A 1,122-nucleotide genomic window follows, 5' to 3' on the forward strand; every position below is an offset into this window, starting at 1 on the left:
CCAGTATGGGTCTCTTTTCTGCATAAGCCCCACCGACTGATACGTCAAATCCCTTACCGCCACGCTGAGCCCGGCTGCCGTGGTCACCGACCAGTCGAACCCCAGCTTGCTACCAAGTGGCCCCCACGTATTGTAAAACGCGTTATCAAGATCGGCATCCGGCGGGATCTGCGTGATAGTGTCATTGTCGTTGACGTGCCGGTAATGAGTGATGTTGCCAAGTGAAGCGATCGCCGCGCGGGTGAAGGTCCGTGGCATTCCATAGGTGTAGAGCACAGGCTGGTAATCCTTCATTTCTGAGGCATACAGCAGCGCCAGCGCCCCTCCCAGACTGTGACCGCAAATGAATAAGGATTTTCCTTTATCTAAAGATGTGCTGAGTGCCTGAAGATCAAACTGATCCCCAAACTTACTTTTTGCCAGTTGGTAGGCTTCCAGAAAACCGCCATGAATACTTCCAGCCCCGGCCAGTTCAGGCAGAGTCCGCTTTGGGGCAAAAGACAAATCGGTCAGGACGTTCAGCAGGCTGTCAGTTCCGCACCAGGCAACCAGCACGTGCGTACCGCATTCCACGGTAAAGAGACGGGTGTCGCCTTCTCCGTCAGGCCCTCCGCCGGTGTTCAGATATAACGGAGGCTGATAGCGCTTGCGGAACGGCACGTCCACGGCCAGCGTGTGGTACCACGAAGGGTACTCAGCAAACTGCGGGATGCAGGACAAATCCTGGCATTTCCGCCGGAAAAAGTAATCAATGGTCGGGTTATTAGCCTCTGCGGCATACACCAGATCGGCCATGATGCCGAGATTCAATCCATTGGCGAGGTCATAATCTTTAGTGTCATGTAGATCCAGCACCCACGCACGGAACGGGCAGACTTCGATGACGTGCCGCCGCTCCAGTCCGTCGCGGGAAATCTCCGTGCCCTTCAGTGTCTTCCCGTCAGGAAAATGGAACTTCGGCGGCTCAGGATCCGTCCAACCCGCGATTTCCGGCATCCGGTCGCAGAGCTGCCCGATGGTCACGTAGTGATGGATGTATCCGGCAGCCTCGGCTTTTTCCTGCACATCTGAACGCCATTCTGAGTCGCGGGTTTCCGGCCGGAAAATATTATTACTCACCGG

1 pseudogene is annotated in these 1,122 nt (G+C 55.7%); it reads right to left on the reverse strand.

Going from position 1 to position 1,122, the window contains the following annotated elements:
- Window positions 1-1,122 (reverse strand): annotated as a pseudogene (locus VH86_RS24595) (lipase family protein); the annotation flags it as partial.

This window comes from Pantoea sp. BL1 (genome assembly GCF_000963985.1).
Lineage (GTDB): Bacteria > Pseudomonadota > Gammaproteobacteria > Enterobacterales > Enterobacteriaceae > Pantoea > Pantoea rwandensis_B.